Origin of the sequence: Streptomyces sp. NPDC050418, from assembly GCF_044458745.1 — a bacterium.
In the GTDB taxonomy this organism is placed as follows: domain Bacteria; phylum Actinomycetota; class Actinomycetes; order Streptomycetales; family Streptomycetaceae; genus Streptomyces.
In genome coordinates, this window is sequence record NZ_JBITIG010000003.1 from 270,339 (window position 1) to 287,041 (window position 16,703).

Annotated in this window: 18 protein-coding genes and 1 riboswitch; of the genes, 12 read left to right on the plus strand and 6 right to left on the minus strand. The window is 69.2% G+C overall.

The window, feature by feature from the left end; genetic code table 11:
• The first annotated feature begins 99 nt into the window (after positions 1-99).
• Together ACIBI4_RS08670 and ACIBI4_RS08675 are read left to right on the plus strand one after the other, a co-directional pair.
• On the plus strand, positions 100-1,392 hold the full coding sequence (locus tag ACIBI4_RS08670; RefSeq protein ID WP_399202907.1) for a PspC domain-containing protein: 1,293 nt from the start codon (positions 100-102) through the stop codon (positions 1,390-1,392).
• A 14-nt stretch (positions 1,393-1,406) separates the two neighbouring features.
• On the plus strand, positions 1,407-2,117 hold the full coding sequence (locus tag ACIBI4_RS08675; protein ID WP_399203230.1) for a LuxR C-terminal-related transcriptional regulator: 711 nt from the start codon (positions 1,407-1,409) through the stop codon (positions 2,115-2,117).
• Positions 2,118-2,366: 249 nt separating this feature from the next.
• Here the strand turns inward: ACIBI4_RS08675 and ACIBI4_RS08680 are convergent, their stop codons facing one another.
• The 3 genes from ACIBI4_RS08680 to ACIBI4_RS08690 form a co-directional block, all read right to left on the minus strand.
• Positions 2,367-2,756 carry a hypothetical protein gene (locus tag ACIBI4_RS08680; RefSeq protein WP_399202908.1) on the minus strand — a complete coding sequence of 130 codons (390 nt, stop codon included), beginning with the start codon at positions 2,754-2,756 and terminating at the stop codon, positions 2,367-2,369.
• A gap of 116 nt (positions 2,757-2,872) precedes the next feature.
• A complete protein-coding gene (locus ACIBI4_RS08685; RefSeq protein WP_399202909.1) occupies positions 2,873-3,238 on the minus strand; it encodes a PH domain-containing protein in 366 nt (121 codons plus the stop codon).
• A gap of 35 nt (positions 3,239-3,273) precedes the next feature.
• Positions 3,274-3,897: a hypothetical protein gene (locus ACIBI4_RS08690; RefSeq protein WP_399202910.1), complete on the minus strand. Its 624-nt coding sequence runs from the start codon at positions 3,895-3,897 to the stop codon at positions 3,274-3,276.
• A gap of 193 nt (positions 3,898-4,090) precedes the next feature.
• Between ACIBI4_RS08690 and ACIBI4_RS08695 the strand changes: the two genes are divergently transcribed.
• From ACIBI4_RS08695 to ACIBI4_RS08730, 8 genes are all read left to right on the plus strand, one after another.
• Positions 4,091-4,495 (plus strand): WXG100 family type VII secretion target, encoded by a 405-nt coding sequence (locus ACIBI4_RS08695; RefSeq protein WP_399202911.1) that lies wholly within the window; start codon positions 4,091-4,093, stop codon positions 4,493-4,495.
• 17 nt (positions 4,496-4,512) lie between these two features.
• Positions 4,513-4,815, plus strand: coding sequence for a WXG100 family type VII secretion target (locus ACIBI4_RS08700; protein WP_399202912.1), 303 nt, complete (start codon positions 4,513-4,515; stop codon positions 4,813-4,815).
• Complete coding sequence (locus tag ACIBI4_RS08705; RefSeq protein WP_399202913.1) at positions 4,815-6,518, plus strand: RNase A-like domain-containing protein; 1,704 nt, start codon at positions 4,815-4,817, stop codon at positions 6,516-6,518. Before ACIBI4_RS08700 ends, ACIBI4_RS08705 begins: the two co-directional genes overlap by 1 nt.
• Before the next feature lie 11 nt (positions 6,519-6,529).
• Positions 6,530-7,114 carry a hypothetical protein gene (locus ACIBI4_RS08710; protein ID WP_399202914.1) on the plus strand — a complete coding sequence of 195 codons (585 nt, stop codon included), beginning with the start codon at positions 6,530-6,532 and terminating at the stop codon, positions 7,112-7,114.
• Positions 7,115-7,137: 23 nt separating this feature from the next.
• Positions 7,138-7,437, plus strand: coding sequence for an RNase A-like domain-containing protein (locus tag ACIBI4_RS08715; protein WP_399202915.1), 300 nt, complete (start codon positions 7,138-7,140; stop codon positions 7,435-7,437).
• Positions 7,438-7,451: 14 nt separating this feature from the next.
• Positions 7,452-8,141, plus strand: a complete 690-nt coding sequence (locus tag ACIBI4_RS08720; RefSeq protein WP_399202916.1) for a contact-dependent growth inhibition system immunity protein — start codon at positions 7,452-7,454, stop codon at positions 8,139-8,141.
• Between the two features lie 3 nt (positions 8,142-8,144).
• Positions 8,145-8,720: a hypothetical protein gene (locus ACIBI4_RS08725; RefSeq protein ID WP_399202917.1), complete on the plus strand. Its 576-nt coding sequence runs from the start codon at positions 8,145-8,147 to the stop codon at positions 8,718-8,720.
• Positions 8,721-8,828: 108 nt separating this feature from the next.
• A complete protein-coding gene (locus ACIBI4_RS08730) occupies positions 8,829-9,209 on the plus strand; it encodes a DoxX family protein (RefSeq protein WP_399202918.1) in 381 nt (126 codons plus the stop codon).
• 19 nt (positions 9,210-9,228) lie between these two features.
• Here the strand turns inward: ACIBI4_RS08730 and ACIBI4_RS08735 are convergent, their stop codons facing one another.
• Positions 9,229-10,278, minus strand: a complete 1,050-nt coding sequence (locus ACIBI4_RS08735; RefSeq protein ID WP_399202919.1) for an NlpC/P60 family protein — start codon at positions 10,276-10,278, stop codon at positions 9,229-9,231.
• A 276-nt stretch (positions 10,279-10,554) separates the two neighbouring features.
• Between ACIBI4_RS08735 and ACIBI4_RS08740 the strand changes: the two genes are divergently transcribed.
• Positions 10,555-10,908: a hypothetical protein gene (locus tag ACIBI4_RS08740; RefSeq protein WP_399202920.1), complete on the plus strand. Its 354-nt coding sequence runs from the start codon at positions 10,555-10,557 to the stop codon at positions 10,906-10,908.
• 28 nt (positions 10,909-10,936) lie between these two features.
• Here the strand turns inward: ACIBI4_RS08740 and ACIBI4_RS08745 are convergent, their stop codons facing one another.
• Positions 10,937-12,106: an NlpC/P60 family protein gene (locus ACIBI4_RS08745; RefSeq protein ID WP_399202921.1), complete on the minus strand. Its 1,170-nt coding sequence runs from the start codon at positions 12,104-12,106 to the stop codon at positions 10,937-10,939.
• 6 nt (positions 12,107-12,112) lie between these two features.
• Positions 12,113-12,257, minus strand: a riboswitch (cyclic di-AMP (ydaO/yuaA leader).
• Between the two features lie 228 nt (positions 12,258-12,485).
• Between ACIBI4_RS08745 and pcrA the strand changes: the two genes are divergently transcribed.
• The gene (pcrA, locus tag ACIBI4_RS08750) at positions 12,486-15,011 is read left to right on the plus strand and encodes a DNA helicase PcrA (protein WP_399202922.1); all 2,526 of its coding nucleotides are present in this window, start codon (positions 12,486-12,488) and stop codon (positions 15,009-15,011) included.
• Between the two features lie 86 nt (positions 15,012-15,097).
• On the opposite strand, the gene ACIBI4_RS08755 is transcribed toward pcrA, so the two are convergent.
• Positions 15,098-16,693 (minus strand): peptidoglycan DD-metalloendopeptidase family protein, encoded by a 1,596-nt coding sequence (locus tag ACIBI4_RS08755; RefSeq protein ID WP_399202923.1) that lies wholly within the window; start codon positions 16,691-16,693, stop codon positions 15,098-15,100.
• Positions 16,694-16,703 lie beyond the last annotated feature (10 nt).

Sequence of the window (16,703 nt, forward strand, 5' to 3'; positions counted from 1 at the left end):
GGCCTTCGCGTGAAGGCCGGGCGTTCCCTCGGGGATCAGGGACGTCTAGGGGCCCAACCCTGATGCCCCGCCCCCCGCCCGCATGTGAGGATCGAACACATGCCAGCCGCAGCACCGCCCGCCCAGGAACCGCAGCCGCTGCGCAAGCTCTACCGCAGTGGTGAAGGCCGCTGGCTCGGAGGAGTGGCGCGCGGGCTCGCCGGGCATCTCGGGCTGCCCGTGATCTGGGTGCGCCTGGTGTTCGTCGGCCTGTTCACCGCGAACGGGCTCGGGGCGCTGCTCTACGCCGCGTTCTGGTTCTTCGTCCCGCTCGGGGTCGGCGGTGTCACCGCGGACGCCGAGCGGCAGCATGCCGTGACCACCGAGGTCGGCCCGGACGGCCGCCGCAAACTGGTCGTACGGAAGATCGACAAGGGTCAGTTCATCGCCTTCATCGCGATGCTCGTCATCGCGATGGTCTTCGTCGGCACGGTCGACGTCGGCGGCCCGACCCGCGCGTACCTCTGGCCGACGCTCCTGGTCGCGGCGGGTGTCGCCCTCGTGTGGCGGCAGGCGGACAACGCGCGCCGCGCCCGCTGGATGGCCGTCGGCCGCAAGCGCCGCACCCTCAACATCGCCCGCTCGCTGGCCGGTGTGGTCCTCGTCGGTACGGGCGTCACGGCCATGTTCGTGCTGCAGAACTCGGCCCGTGAGCTGGGCTCCGTACTCCAGGCCGCGCTCGCCGTCTTCGTCGGCATCGCGCTGCTTGCGGGCCCCTACCTCGTCCGGATGACGCAGGACCTCTCCCAGGAGCGCCTGATGCGCATCCGGGCCCAGGAACGGGCCGAAGTCGCCGCGCACGTCCACGACTCGGTCCTGCACACCCTCACGCTGATCCAGCGCAACGCGGAGAACGCCCCGGAGGTACGGCGCCTCGCCCGCGCCCAGGAGCGGGATCTGCGGAACTGGCTGTACAAGCCCGAGGGCACCGGCAAGGACGAGGCCGAGGAGCCGGAGACGCTCGCCGAGGCGGTCAAGCAGGCGGCGGCGGAGGTCGAGGACAAGCACGGCGTCCCGCTGGAGGTCGTCGTCGTCGGCGACTGCCCGCTGGACGAGAAACTGACGGCACAGATGCAGGCCGCACGGGAAGCAATGGTGAACGCCGCGAAGTACGGTGGCGAGGGCGGTGCCGTGCAGGTCTACGCGGAGGTCGAGGGCCGCACGGTCTTCGTCTCGGTCCGTGACCGCGGACCGGGCTTCGATCTGGACTCCGTTCCCCTCGACCGTATGGGCGTAAGAGAATCGATCATCGGCCGGATGCAGCGCCACGGCGGTACGGCGCGGCTGCGCGCGGTGCCGGACGGCGGCACGGAGGTCGAGCTGGAGATGGAGAGGACGGAGACCCCGTCATGACGGAGGCGAGCGACATGAACGAGCAGCCGGAGACCCTGGGCGCGGACGACACCAAGGGCAGCGCTCGGCACGTCCGCGTCGTCCTCGTCGACGACCACCGGATGTTCCGCACCGGTGTGCAGGCCGAGATCGGCCGCACGGACGTGACGGGCGTCGAGGTGGTCGGCGAGGCCGCCGACGTGGACCAGGCCGTCACGGTCATCACGGCGACGCGCCCCGAGGTCGTGCTCCTGGACGTCCACCTTCCCGGTGGCGGCGGCGTCGAAGTCCTGCGCCGCTGCGCCTCGTTGATGTCCGCGGCCGAGGACCCGGTCCGCTTCCTGGCGTTGTCCGTCTCCGACGCGGCGGAGGACGTCATCGGCGTCATCCGCGGCGGAGCCCGCGGCTACGTCACCAAGACGATCACGGGCACCGACCTCGTCGACTCCGTCTTCCGCGTGCAGGACGGCGACGCCGTCTTCTCCCCGCGCCTGGCCGGCTTCGTCCTCGACGCCTTCGCCTCGACGGACGCCCCGCCGGTCGACGAGGACCTGGACCGCCTCACGCAGCGCGAGCGCGAGGTCCTGCGCCTAATCGCCCGTGGGTACGCGTACAAGGAGATCGCGAAGCAGCTCTTCATCTCGGTGAAGACGGTGGAGTCCCATGTCTCCGCCGTCCTGCGCAAGCTGCAGCTTTCGAACCGGCATGAGCTGACGCGGTGGGCTACTGCTCGGCGGTTGGTCTGACACCCGGCGGTTGGTCCGCTGCCTGACGGTTCGGTCCGATGCCTGGCTGATCGGGCGGCGGCGCGAGCTTCAACTCGCACCACACGGTCTTGCCCACGCCGCGGTCCCGTCCATGGCACGGTCGGCCACGCCTGGGAGGTCGCGCACGCCGCGCAGGTTGCCCGCCCCAGCCCGTACTGGCCGCAAGGTGACCCGCCCAGCCGTCCTCAACTGGGCGGGACGGCGACGACTGTGCCTACAGCGACGTACTCAGTGCGCGACTGTGAAAATGCCGGAGCCGACAGTCTGGAAGTTGAACCGGTAGCGGACACCATCCTTCACGTCGGTGGCGACCGTGTTCCACTGGCCGGACTTGGCGTACGTGTACGAGGTCTGGCAGTAGTTGAGGTAGCCGGTCGACTTGTAGAAGCAGACCCGCACGTTCCGGCTGTAGTTGACCTTCAGGTTGATGTCGGCGCAGCGGGTCGAGGTGACGTAGAAGCCCGCGCTCGGAAGCTGGACCTCGCCACTGTCCTTCTCGGTCTTGAACGCTCCGCCGTAGCAAGTGGCGGCCTGAGCCGTCGTGGCATTCACCACGACGCCCGTCGCCGCCAGCGCACCGGCACACGCGACGGCTGCGAGACGCCTACGGATCCTCATCAAGTCCCCCTGATCGCAAGGTGAATGAACCGTGACACCGTACGACGGCATGAGGCGCAGTGGACCCTCAAACTGTGCAGGGTCGTACGAAGGCAAGCCGGTGAGCGAACATCCCCTCAGCGCGCCACGAACTGCGTCAGAATCGCCTGCACTTCGTAAATGTTGACCCCCTTGGTGAAGGTCTTCGCGATCGGCGTCGGATTCCCCGAGACCCAGATCTTCAGCTCGGCGTCCAGGTCGAAGTGTCCGGCGGTCTCCACCGAGAAGTGGGTGATGCTGCGGTACGGCAGCGAGTGGTACTCGACCTTCTTGCCGGTGAGCCCCTGCTTGTCGATCAGGATCATGCGCCGGTCCGTGAGCAGGATGGCGTCCCGTATCAGCTGATAGGCACCGTAGATCTGCTCGCCCTGCCCCAGCAGCCGCGCATACTCCTGCGCCGCCTTGCCCGGATCGATGGTGTGCGCGTTGCCGAACAGTGCCACTGGGGTCCCCGTCTGCCGATTCGTTGTCTGGTCGTTCAGTGAACGGGCAGGCTCGCACGTGAGTTCCCCGGCGGCCCCAGAGCCCGGATCGCCCACTGGTAGTGGCCGACCGCCTTGGCGACACCGAGCAACCCCGTCACCCACAGCCCCATCCCGGAGCCCAGCGCGAGAGCGGCCTCGTACGCGTGGTGCGCGGCGTGGGCTCCGCCGAAGGCCGCCCACAGTCCGCCGGCGCACGGCACGAACGACAGGAGCAGCCAGGCGAGGCTGCGCCAGGGCGCGCGCAGTGCATGCGCGGAGGCGCGCTCCTCGTCCAACGCGAGCCATGCGGTGGTCAGTTCGCGTACGCGACGGTCGGTGCGCGCGCCACGCACCATGATGAGCACGGCGGGCACGAGGGCGGCGAGTCCGAGGATCACGCAGAGCGGTCCGAGCACGAAGAACATCGGATCCTTGTCGCGGATCAGCATCAGCGGCATGGCCACCATCGCCCACCCGAACACGGCGAGCAGCCCGGTCAGCCACAGCAGCACGAGCCGCCCCAGCCCCAGGTTCCGTCTGCGCAGCAACTCCAGTGCCTGTCCACGGTCGTGGAGGAGTGCGGCGCGGTCGGGCCAGGTGGCCAAGTGGGTGGGTGGCGGTGGGGGTGGCAGAGGCATGCGGTGGTGTCCGGTGCTGGTCGGGTGGGGGCGGCGTTGACGCTATCGGGTGGGTTCGGTTGCGTGGAAGGTGGGTGATCGATCACACAAGGCGTGGGAGGAAGGGGGCGGTTTTGCCCTGTGCCTGCGTTGCTACGGTGATCCAAGTGGCCAATGGGGCAAGCGTGTTGGTGATCACGACAGGGGGACCGCGGTGAGCGGCGAAGGCGCGCAGCCACGGCTGCGGGTGAAGAGCGACCGGCTGACGAAGCTCGCAGGCGACCTCGACGACATGCAGACGTACCTGGACAAGCAGGTCAAGCGCATGGACGGGATCGTCGACAGCATCGAGGCGGGCTGGCGCGGTCCGGCCGCGAAGGCGTACCGGGACCTGCACCGGGGCGCGGCGGAGGACGCCGTACGCATCCGGATGGTGATCCAGCGCCTTGAGCAGGCTGTGCGTCTGAGCCGCGACGGCTTCTCCGAGCAGGACCTCGACGTGATGGAGCGGCTTCGGCAGGTCCAGTCGGAGACGGACGTGAAGGCGGAGGTGGACGAACTGTCCACGCCGAACACCGAGCCGCCCGCGGCGCCGCGCAGCCGGCTGTCGGAACTCTGAGCAACGGGGGCATGGGTATGGCGGACGAAGAGCACATAACCGTCGACTTCGCGACGTTGCAACGGCTGTCCGGTGATCTGGAGGACATCCTCAAGAAGCTGAACGAGCAACTCGACCTGCTGTACGGGCGGGTGGAGAAGGTCGTGCTGACCTGGGAGGGAGAGGCGCGGGAGGTCTTCATCGATGAGTTGGACAAGTGGGACCACTCGGCGGATGACCTGCGGGCGGCACAGAAATGGCTGCATGAGGTCGTGACCACCGGCCACATCAACTACGCGGCAGCACACCAGGCCGTGCTGCGGGGCTGGGGAGCCGCCTGATGGGCACACCGCCCCCGCCGTCGGCGAACGGTGGCTACGACGTCCAGCCCGTGCATGTCCATCACGCCTCCGACCTGGTGAAGGAGGCCCAATTCGCGCATGCGGAGCGGGCGTTCCTGCTCACCGACGTCCTCAACAAGTACAACCAGAGCGCCGGGACGGGCCGCGGCGCCGACGCGTTCGCGGACGCCTACCAGGAAGTCGTCGCGAAGTTCCTCGACGCGTGGGGCCGCAGCGTGGTCAGCGTCGGCGGGGCGTCCATCGGGCTCAACCACACCGCCAACCACTACGTGCTGGCCGAGTGGCATGCGGGCGGCGCGAAGGGAGCCCAGCCCAGGAACACCCCGGAGCCGGTGGTCATCAACAAGCCGCCGCGCTACGGGCCGGTCAACCCCATCAAGTGGTCGGGTACCGGTGAGGACGTCGACTCCTGGTGGATCTCCGGGGTCATCGGTGAGTTCCCGGACTTCCTCGCGGATGTCATCCGACCCGCCATCGAGAAGGGCCTGCGCCTCGGGAAGGTGCACGAGATCACCCCGGGCATCAAGGAGGACGAGGCCCGGGACATGGCCAAGGCGTGGCGGAAGCTCGCCTCCGACGCGGTGAAGGCCTCCGACGACTTCAACGCGGCCATCGCCGGCATCACCAACCCCAAGGACAAGGGCGAGTGGCAGGCGGCCATGAGGACGTTCGGCCAGACGATCTGGGGCACCACGGCGTGGGGCCGGCAGCTGGACACGGCCGGTGAACGCAGTCAGACCGGCCGCCAGTGGCGTACCAGCAAGGACGTGACGCCGGACAAGCGGCGTCCCATCGTCGACGTCCTGAAGAAGTCGGCGGACGACATCGCCGACCTCCTCGATCATCTCAGCGACGTCGGCGACAAGACGACCGCGTTCACGAGCCAGGCGGGCATCAACGCGGCGAAGGCCACGGCCTCCGAGCTCACCGAGCTGAGTTTCTCGAACCTGACGAGGCTCGCGGTCGGCGGAATCGTGGGCCGGATCGTGCTCTCCTTCCGGTCCCACATGGACAAGGAGGGCGTCGACCGGGTCGTCGCGGAGTACCACCGGGAGTTCAACGAGGCCGCGACCAAGATCAAGACCCTGCTCCCGGAGCTGGAGATCGCGATCACGAGCGCCCCGACGTACGAGGCCCAGATCGCCCGTGGCCATGCCTTCGGCGGCCGCTCGCTCAACGAGTTCAAGAAGGAACAGCGCTGGCAGATCGGCGACGAGAGCCCCTTTCCGTACATGTACTCGCTGGACCTGGCGATGAACGAGGGGATGAACGGCGCGCACACCATCGACAAGCACGTGGGCAAGACGGATGACCAGCTGGTCCAGCGGATCAAGGACGAGCAGCGCGCGAACGGCAAGTTCAACATCCTCAACGCGTCGACCTTCGAAGATCTGGAATCGGCGCAGAAATACACTCAGTACAACATCCGTCAGAACACCACCGAGATCCAGGACTGGCTGGAGAACCCGCCGCCCAACCCGCCGACCAAGTCCTTTACGGTGTCCCAGGTGCCTGGAGAGGGCCCCCTTGCGCAGAATGCCGTGACCGGAACCACTGTGTCGGCGGATGACACGACAGGTGTGATCCAGTCCCCCAGGGAAGCGCACGGCGTGACCACCAAGCTCAAGTACGACCCGGACCTGGACCCGCCGTTCGTCGTCTACACCTCGGCGCCCGAGTGAGGGAGCGAATGATGGAGGAAACCAGGCTCGATGCCAGGACCTGGTCGCAGGCGCTGGAACTGTACAAGTGGCTGTGCACGTTCGTCGGTGTCGGTGCCCGTGAACACGACGAATGGTGGCTGGACGCCGGGGCGGTCATGCGGCTCCAGGCCCACGATCCCCGGGGCTGGGAATTCATCGACCCTTACGAGGGCGAGGAGGAACGCCTCGACGATCCGCTCTTCCCGTGGCTGGACACGCCTTCGGCCCCGGGCGACGCGGAGCGCTTCCGGAAGCTGGTGTGGGAGGTGCCCCGCGCGTCCGTACGGTCGCTGATCGTCCTCCTCGGGGCCGGGACCAGCCGCTCGGATCTCACCACGTCGCCGAACTGGGAAGAGCGGCTGCCGGAGCGGGAGCGCAGGGCCGAGTTGATTCTGTCGCGCTTCCCCGAAGGCACCTGCTTCTACACCAACCTGTCCTGGAAGGGGGAGAACCCCGACTTCTACCGCCAGTCCAGCCGGGGCCACAACTCCTTCAGCCAGTTCGACTGGGACGCCGGTCTCATTGCCGTGAACGATGACGAGGTCGCCGTTCTCTGGAACTTCCTGTCCACCTGATCCGCACCCCGCCGGGATGACGAGTGCTCACCAGATCCGCCACCTACCCCGACCGCGAAACCGCCCAGTGGGCCACTCAGCAGGTCGTGACCCGCAACGAACAGCGGATCCACCGCTGGCTCGCGCAGGGCACCCGCCCCCGCCTCACCATCGAGGCCGCCTGGCCGTCCCGGGACGAGCCCGTCGGCCGGGTGCTGCTGCAGGCGATGCTGCTGGCCGGCCGCGACGCGGTGGACGTCCGCGCCGCGCGCGTCGTACTGAAGCGCGAGCCGGACAGCCCGCACGGCTTCGTCGTCCTCACCACCGTCCCGATCTACCTGTAGAGGCCCACGCCACCGTGTCCATGAAGCCCCTCGAATTCGACCGCCGCTACGGCGAGTTGGACCAGGTGATCAGCGCGTTCCTCGGCATGCCGGCCGACGACGAGCCGGACAGGCCGAGCGAGGCCCTGCAGTCCTACCTCCGCCACACCTGGCACACCCGTCCCTGGGCCCTCGCCACCGCGGAGACACAGCTGCGCGAGTACGCCCGCAACCCCCCGGGCCGCCTGCGTCTGAGCCTCGGCGAGTTCTACCCGGTCCCGGACGTCGGCCTCCCCGAATCCGCCATCCAGGACTGGCTCTTCGTCATCGCCGACCACATCAAGGCGAGCATCGAGTCGGGCACGGTCCCGCCCACGTCCATCCCGCGCACGCACTGGGAATGGCATGCCCGCTTCCCCGAACTCGGCCAGTTCCTGGGCGGCTGGTTCTCCCAGGACATGCCGGACGCGTTCCCGGACCACGACACGGCCGTACGCGACTACAAGGACACGACCGACTCTCACGTCGTCGCCCGTCTGACCGGCGAACTGAACGAACTCCTCGCACTCCGCCTCGACGAGTCCGATTACGCGCTCGCCGTCACCGAGCTGGGGATGGAGGTCGATCCACCGCGGCCGTACAGCCCGAGCGGCTGGCTTGCGCTGGTCGCGCAGACGCTGGGCGAGCCGCCGGCCGATTACGGTCCGCCTTCGCAGGGCGTGTGAGGCGTGCCGGGCAGCGACCGCCACCCATCCCAGGCCACCTGGGAGAACGCCGTGCGCACCGTGCTCGGAGCGTGCGACATCGTCGCGGTGGGGCCGCGACGGCACGAGGACTGGGTGCGGGACCTGGCCGCCGTCATGGCCCGGGAGACCGGTGACCCGCGTGGCTGGCAGGGAGTGGATCTCTGGCCGCCGCACGCGCGGCCCGGGGGATCCTGGCCGACGTACCCCTTCGTGCCGTACAAGGCCGACGCGCTGTGTCCGAACCTGTACCCCGTGGCGCCGGAGCCCGCCGCGTGGCGGCTCATCTCCCTGCTCGACACGTGGTTCGACGCCCGGAACGTGCCCGACATAGAGGCGCGCAGGTACGACTTGCTGACCGACGCCCGCTGCGTCCTCGGACGCTTCGGTTCCGACGCGACGTTCCACACGAACTTCGACGACTTCTTCGAAGAGGCGGACTTCAACCCCATGCGGCCTCAGGGGTCCTTCGAATGCATCGGTGAATTCGACCTGGACTGCGGTCTGGTGGCCGTGTCCGATGACGAAGTGGGAGTCTTCTGGGCGTTCCGGGATTACTGAGCATGCACATCTCGACGGAGATCCGGGTGGCGTACGACGCCGTGTCACAGACGGCGGCCCTCTCTCGTCCCGAAGGCGAACCCCTTCGCGGACCAAGGAGAGAAGACCATGCACCTCACCCTCTGGCTCATCACCGCCCTCCTCGCCACCGCCTACCTCCTCGGCGGCACCCTCAAGCTCGCCCTCGCCAAGGAGCGGATCGCCGCGCTCGGGGCCAATGCCGCGTGGGTGCATGACTTCAGTGCCGCGAGTGTGAAGGGGATCGGGGCCGTCGAGGTGCTCGCGGCGGTCGGGCTCGTGCTGCCTGCCGTGACCGGGATCGCGCCCGTGCTGGTGCCCACGGCCGCCGTCGGGATCGTGGTGCTCATGGCCGGGGCGGCCGTCGTGCGGTTGCGGCGCGGGGAGTTGAAGCTCGTGGTCGTCGACCTCGTGTATCTCGCGCTGGCCGCGTTCGTGGCCTGGGGGCGGTTCGGGCCGGAAGCGTTCTGAGGCGGGGCCCGGAGGGGGCTCAAGCCACCCGCGTCGCCCCCGCGAACGGCATCGAGTCCACCGGGGCCAGCCGCACCGGTGCCGAAGGGTTCGGGGCGTGGATCATCTGGCCGCCGCCCACGTAGAGGCCCACGTGGCTGATGCCGGAGTAGAAGAAGACGAGGTCGCCCGGGGCGAGTTCGCCGCGCGAGACGCGTTGGCCCGCGTTGATCTGGGTGTACGTAGTGCGGGGCAGCGAGACGCCCGCCGAGCGGTACGCGGCCTGGGTCAGGCCCGAGCAGTCGAAGGCGGACGGGCCCGAGGCACCCCACACGTAGGGGCTGCCGAGCGCGCCGTACGCGAAGGAGACGGCTTGTGCGGCACGCGCGTTGGGTGCCTTCAGGGAGCCGCGGGGCATCGAGCGGGAGGCGCGTTCGCCGGACTCGCCGGCGGCGTACGAGGCCTGATCGGCGGGGGAGAGCGTGGCGAGCAGGTCGCGGGCCCTGTCCAGCTTGCCGTTGATCTCGGCCTTCCGCTTCTTCAACGCGGCCTGGTGCTCGCCCAGTTCCTCGAACCGGTCGGCCGCCTGCGCCTGCAGCTGGTCGACCTCGCGCAGATCCCTGCGTACGCCGTCGATCGCGAGCGACTGGCGGCCCGCCGTGCGGTCGGCGATCGAGGTGCGCTCCAGGAACGCCTCGGGGTCGGTGGCGAGCGCCAGCTGGACGGTCGGGTCGAGCCCGCCGGAACGGTACTGCTCGGTGGCCGCGCGCCCGAGCGCGGCGCGCGCCTTGTCGAGCCGGGCGGCCTTGCGGGCGGCCTCGTCGTGCAGGTCGTTCATGGCGCGCCGGGCCTTCCTGGCCTCCTCGCGCGCCCCGTTGTACTTCTCGGTGGCGACCTCGGCGTCGTGGTAGAGCCGGTCGACCTTCGCCTTCACCTGGGCCGGCGTCAGTCGGGGCTCGGCCTGTCCCGACCCCTCGAAGAGAGTGGTGGACGCGGCGCCTGCCAGCGCCAGGGTCAGTGCGGTCCGTGCGGTGTTGCCGGTGAACGATCCGGTGAGCGAACGGGGTTTGGGCTTGCGGTGCGCGGCCAACCTCAGACACTTCCTTACGCGTCCGGCGGCGGCCCGCACAGGGGGAGCGGGGCGCCGCCGGACCTCTCGGCGGTAGTGGCCGACTGCCGTCCCGATGGTGCCCGGACGGCGGTGGGGAGCCGGTCACTGGGCAAGGACGCTAAACCTCTCCGTCACCACCTGGTAACGGAAAGTGCGGAAGTGGTCATACGTGAGGGGGAGTTGGCCGCCTATGACCGCTCAAGTGGCAGCGGGTGGCCAGGTGGTGCGGCAGGCTGACCGGCTAGGCTCCGGCCCATGGACGTACTCAAGGACGTGTTCGTCGCGCTGCACATCATCGGCATCGCGTCGCTGCTGGGTGGATTCCTCACGCAGATGAAGGCGATGGGCGAGGGCACCGCCCGCTTCACCAAGGCGATGCTGCACGGCGCGCTCACGATGCTGGTCACCGGAGTCGCCCTGGTCGGCCTCAACGAGGCCGATGACAACGCCGTCAACAACATCAAGATCGGCATCAAACTCGCCGTCCTCATCGTCATCCTCGGCCTCGTCTACGTGAAGCGGGACGAGGAGCAGGTCGACAAGGGGATGTTCGCGGCGGTCGGCGCACTGACCACCGCGAACATCTTCATCGCGACCCTCTGGAACTGACGCCCCAGCCGCTGTGCCGGGCGTACGACTATGCCGGGCGTACGACGCTGTGGATCGGCATGTAGTAGATCGACTCGGTCCGCACGTTGGCGCCCGGCTTCGGCGCGTGGATCATCTCGCCGTTGCCGATGTAGATGCCCACGTGGCTGATGTCGTCGTAGAAGAAGACGAGATCGCCGGGCTTGGCGTTGTCGACGGACACCGTCGTGCCGACCTTCACCTGGTCCCAGGTGGTGCGCGGCAGCTCGATGCCCGCCGCGGCCCATGCCTTCTGTGTGAGACCTGAGCAGTCGTACGAATCGGGGCCTGCCGCGCCCCAGACGTACGGCTTGCCGATCTGGGAGCGGGCGAAGGAGATCACCTTCTCGGCCTTGGCCGCGTAGGAGTCGTCCTCGGAAGCAGGTGGATCGGCCGGTTTCTCGGCGGCCTCTTCCTCCTCCTTCGCTGCCTCTTCCTTGGCGGCCTCCTCGGCCGCCTTGCGCTTCGCCTCGGCCTCGGCGGCCTGCTTCGCGGCCAGCTCCTCGGCCTTGCGCTTGGCCTCGGCCTCCCGCTTGCGCTCCAGCTCCGCGAGCCGCGCCTTCTCCTCGGCCGTCAGCTTCGAGAGCAGCTCGCGCGCCTCGCCCAGCTTCTTCTGGACGTCCTTCTTGCTGGTCTTCAGCTCCGACTCGGAGTCGGACAGCTGCGCGAGGGAGTCGGTGGCCTCGTCCCGCTTGTCGTCGGCCTGCGTGCGCAGCTCCTGGAAGTCCTCGACGGCCTTCAGCTGCTGGCCGGAGAGCCGCCCCATGAGCTGACGCTGCTCGAAGTAGTCCTCGGGGCTGTCCGAGAGCAGGAGGACGGCGGTGTCGGAGGCGCCGCCGTTGCGGTACTGGGCGGTCGCGATCTGGCCGAGCTCGAGCCGGGCCTCGTTGACCTTCGCGGTGCGCTCGGCGACCTCGTCCTGCAGCCCGTTCAGTTTGTCGCGCTGCTGCTTCGACCGCTCTTTGGCGAGGTTGTACTGCTGGGTGGCGGAACCGGCCTCGCGGTAGAGGTCGTCGACTTTCTTCTGCACCTCTTCGAGGGAGGGCTTGTCGGGCTCGGTGCCGGGCGCCGCGTTCGCGGTCTGCGCGAGCAGCGCCACGGAGGTCAGCGCGGCCGAGGTGATCCCGACGGCGTGCGAGGTACGTATTCGACTGGTCCGCGGCTTGCGGTGCGACGCCAAGACCGGCGCTCCTTCCGATGGGCGCCTACCGGGTTAGCTGTCGGGTTCGGGCGAGGAAGGTCTGCCCTACGGGACATGTGTGGGGCTGTCCCGATTCACCCCAAGGTCTGGGTGGGTCCCCGGCTCCGGATTGCCGCGGCGTGCGACGCTCCGGACTCGACGCAGGCCGCCCGGTCCCGGCGACTGTCGCCGGTGGGGGTACGAGCAGCCCGCGGAGCACGCTAGCCAACTCGTGTGGTCCGTGTGAAGGTTGATGTTCGATATGCCCGATACATTTTCGTGACCTTGGTGCGCGCGGCCCGCCCGTACCGCCAGGAAAGGGGCAGGCTGACCGAACCCGGAACGGGCTGTCACACCGGACGCCTAGACTCGGTAGGCGATGAGCAGCCTCTTTGACGACAGTTTCCTGGCGGGCCTCCAGGGCAAGGGCCGGCCCGGGCGCGAACCCCACGGCGGGCATGAGCCCCACGACCACGGACCGCCGCCTCCTCCCGAGGACGAGGGCCCGGAGGAGATTCCGGCCGACTTGTTCGGCGGGAAGTTCGACGCGCCCGCACACCGGGACGCGTACTACCGCGACGGCGCCCCGCGCCCGGTCCTGGACAGCGCGGCCCTGCTCGAAGGGCTGAACGAGAACCAGCGCGCGGCCGTCACCCACAGCGACACCCCGCTGCTCATCGTGGCCGGCGCGGGCTCGGGCAAGACCCGCGTCCTGACCCACCGCATCGCGTACCTGCTCGCCGAGCGGAACGTGCACCCGGGCCAGATCCTCGCGATCACCTTCACCAACAAGGCCGCGGGCGAGATGAAGGAGCGCGTCGAGGACCTCGTCGGCCCGCGGGCCAACGCGATGTGGGTGATGACCTTCCACAGCGCGTGCGTACGGATCCTGCGCCGCGAGTCGAAGAAGCTCGGCTTCACGTCCTCGTTCTCGATCTACGACGCGGCCGACTCGAAGCGCCTGATGGCCCTGGTCTGCCGCGATCTGGACCTGGACCCGAAGCGCTTCCCGCCCAAGGCCTTCAGCGCGAAGATCTCCAACCTCAAGAATGAGCTCATCGACGAGGAGGACTTCGCGGGCCAGGCCGCCGACGGTTTCGAGAAGACCCTCGCCCAGGCCTATGCGATGTACCAGTCGCGGCTGCGCGAGGCCAACGCGCTCGACTTCGACGACCTGATCATGACCACGGTCAACCTGCTGCGCGCCTTCCCGGACGTGGCCGAGCACTACCGCCGCCGCTTCCGGCACGTGATGGTCGACGAGTACCAGGACACCAACCACGCGCAGTACGCGCTGGTGCGCGAGCTGGTCGGCACGGGCGCCCACGAGGAGGACGTACCGCCCAGCGAGTACGACCTGCCGCCCGCCGAGCTCTGCGTGGTGGGTGACGCGGACCAGTCCATCTACGCGTTCCGCGGCGCCACGATCCGCAACATCCTCGACTTCGAGGATGACTACCCGAACGCGACGACGATCCTCCTGGAGCAGAACTACCGCTCCACGCAGACGATCCTCTCCGCCGCCAACGCGGTCATCGAGCGCAACGAGTCGCGCCGCCCGAAGAACCTGTGGACCAACGCGGGCAGCGGCGCCCAGATCACCGGCTATGTGGCGGACAACGAGCACGACGAGGCCCAGTTCGTCGCCGAGGAGATCGACCGGCTCACGGACGCGGGCCACGCGAAGGCCGGTGATGTGGCGGTCTTCTACCGGACGAACGCGCAGTCCCGTGTCTTCGAGGAGATCTTCATCCGCGTCGGCCTGCCCTACAAGGTCGTCGGCGGCGTCCGCTTCTACGAGCGCAAGGAGGTCAGGGACGTCCTGGCCTATCTGCGCGTGCTCTCCAACCCCGAGGACACCGTCCCGCTGCGCCGCATCCTCAATGTGCCCAAGCGCGGCATCGGCGAGCGCGCCGAGGCGATGATCGACGCGCTGTCACTGCGGGAGAAGATCACCTTCCCGCAGGCGCTCACCCGGGTCGACGAGGCGTACGGGATGGCGGCCCGCTCCGCCAACGCCGTCAAGCGTTTCAACGTGCTGATGGAGGAGCTCCGTACGATCGTCGAATCCGGCGCGGGCCCGGCCACCGTCCTGGAGGCCGTGCTCGAACGGACCGGCTATCTCGCCGAGCTGCAGGCCTCCACGGACCCGCAGGACGAGACCCGCATCGAGAACCTCCAGGAACTCGCCGCCGTGGCCCTGGAGTTCGAGCAGGAGACCGAGGAAGGCGAGACGGGCACCCTCTCCGACTTCCTGGAGCGCGTCGCCCTCGTCGCCGACTCCGACCAGATCCCGGACGAGGAGGAGGACGGCTCGGGCGTCATCACGCTGATGACCCTGCACACCGCGAAGGGCCTCGAATTCCCTGTCGTCTTCCTGACCGGCATGGAGGACGGCGTCTTCCCGCACATGCGCGCGCTCGGCCAGACGAAGGAGCTGGAGGAGGAGCGCCGCCTGGCGTACGTGGGCATCACCCGCGCCCGCGAACGGCTCTATCTGACCCGCTCCACCCTCCGCAGCGCCTGGGGCCAGCCCTCGTACAACCCGCCGTCGCGCTTCTTGGAGGAGATCCCCGCCCAGCATCTGGAGTGGAAGCGCACGGGCCCCAAGATGGGCGCCCCGGCCGCGAAGAGCGGTCCGGCCGCCTCGGTGGCCGCCTCGCTCTCCTCCTCGATGGCGGCGCGCGCCTCCCGCGGCGGCCCCTCCGGTTTCGCCACGGGCCGCGCGGGCGACAAGCCGGTGGTCTCGCTCGCGGTCGGCGACCGGGTCACGCACGACCAGTTCGGCCTCGGCACCGTCGTCGGCGTCGAGGGCTCGGGCGACAAGGCGCGCGCGACGATCGACTTCGGGGACACGAAGCCGAAGGTCCTGCTGCTGCGGTACGCGCCGGTGGAGAAGCTGTAGCGGCCCGGACCGGGTAGCTGCGGATACGGGAAAGGGGTGGCCTCCTCGTGGAGGTCACCCCTTTTCTGCGTTCTCGAAACAGGCTCTCAGGTCGGGTCGAGCCCGTGCCCGCGCAGCCACGGCAGCGGGTCGATCGCCGAGCCGCCGGCCGGGCGCACCTCGAAGTGCAGATGCGGGCCGGTGGAGTTGCCGGAGTTGCCCGAGTACGCGATCACATCGCCGGCCTTGACCGTGCCGCTGCGGATCTTCGTGCTGGACAGGTGGCAGTACCAGGTCTCGGTGCCGTCGGGGGCGGTCACGATCGCCATGTTCCCGTACGCGCCGTTCCACTGCGTCCGCACCGTGCCGTCCGTCGCGGCCAGCACCTCGGTGCCGTACGAGACGGGGAAGTCGATGCCGGAGTGCACGGACATCCAGTTCACACCGGCCTGTCCGTAGTACGCGCTGAGCCCGTTCTGCTTCACCGGGAGCGAGAACTTCGGGCGCAGCGCCTCCTTGCGGGCGGCCTCCTCGGCCTTGCGCTTCTTCTCGGCCTCCTGGCGTTCCTTGAGGTCGATGCGCTCCTGCGTCCGGCTCGCGCGGTCCGCGAAGTCGTCGGCGTCGGCGGAGAGTTCGGTGAGCTGGGTGTCCAGCTTGTTGTTCGCGGCGGCCGTCTCGACGGAGCCCGGATCCGGCGCGGCCTGCGTCTTCGGCTCCTCGGCGCCGCCCATCGAACCGGCCACGGAGGCGGCGGCGACCCCGGCGACACCCAGCGCGCACACCGACGGCACGGCCACGGTCAGCAGCGCGGAGCGCTTGGCGGGGGTGCGGCGGCGGCCGCGGGAACCGGAGCGCTGGGGGCGCGGGGTGTGCGAGACGCGGAGCCGCTCGGGGTCCTCGGCGGGGTCCTCGACGTCGTAGGGCTCGGGCTCGTAGGGCTCGTGACCGGCGTCGGCGGCGACAGGCGCGGAGGGCAACTCCGCCTCGCCGTACGCCTCGGCGTCCTCGGTCCTGGCCTCGGAAGCGGGGCTTTCGTAAGCACCGTTCTCGTAGGCGCCGGTCTCGTAGCTGCCGGTCTCGTAGCTGCCGGTGTCGTAACTGCCGGTCGCGTACGAGGTGGTCTCGGTCGCGTACGCCTCGGTGCCGGCCGCGTACCCGGTGGTCGCGTAGGAGCCCGTGTCGTGGCCCTCGGACTCGAGTGCGGCGGTCGTCGTCTCGTACGAGGTGTCCGTGCCGTACGAGGTGTCCGTGCCCGCCGAGTTCCACGCGGTGGCGTCGTACGTGCCGGAGTCGGCGTACCCGTACGCGCCGGTGGTCTCCCACTGGCCGGTGGTGTTCCACTGCTCGGCGTTCTGCGGGCCGGGCTGGGCGGGAATGTCGCCGAGTGTCTGATATCCGGCACTCGCCCACATGGCGGTCGTGTCGTAGCCGCCGGTGTCGTAACTGCCGCTCTCGTAACCGCCGGTGGACTGCACGGCGGCGTACGGGTCGTAGCCCGTCGCGCCGTCGGTTCCGTAGGTCTGGGTCTGCGGGTCCGGCTGCGCGGCGGCGGTCCACTGGGAGCTGTCCCACTGGCCGCTCTGACCTGCGTCGTACGTGCCGGGCATCGCCCCGAAGAGGGGGTCGGAGTCGAAAGCGGTGGCGTCGAAGGCATCCGTCGCATAGCCGCCGTGACCGGTGGCATAGCCGTGCTGTTCGTTCACCAACTTCTCT